Origin of the sequence: Massilia sp. Mn16-1_5, from assembly GCF_004798585.1 — a bacterium.
Taxonomy (GTDB): Bacteria; Pseudomonadota; Gammaproteobacteria; order Burkholderiales; family Burkholderiaceae_D; genus Telluria.
In genome coordinates this window covers 1-443 of sequence record NZ_PPXQ01000077.1, presented here as the reverse complement: position 1 = coordinate 443, position 443 = coordinate 1, and the positions used below count along the sequence as shown (strand labels likewise).

Here is a 443-nt window from a genome sequence, read left to right as displayed (position 1 = left end):
TACACAATGCGCACTCGCAAGCTTATTCTTGCTGCCACTTTTGGATTATTATTGGCGGGTTGCAGTCAAACATCCACCACAACCGATGCAGAAATGATTCCACCCGAGTATCCAGTGGATTATTTCTTTAAAAACAGCGAAGTTTCTAGCTATCAAATCTCTCCTGCTGGTGACTACATCTCAATGATGAAGCCATGGCAAGACCGTAAGAACGTCTTTGTTTATCCCACAGATAACCCCGATCAGATAAAACGCGTCACATCCGTAACAGGGCGCGACATCGCATACTACTACTGGGTTGGCGAAGACACCGTAATTTACTCTCGTGATACGGGAGGAGATGAGAACTTTTATCTCGTGACGGTTAATGTCAAAACAGGCGAAGAGAAAACCATCACACCGACATCCGGTGTTGTGGCATACGTTATCGACACACTAGACAA

At 45.4% G+C, this 443-nt stretch carries 1 pseudogene; it reads left to right on the top strand.

Annotated elements, in window-relative coordinates:
• Positions 1 to 443: pseudogene (locus tag C2862_RS25105) on the top strand (hypothetical protein); the annotation flags it as partial.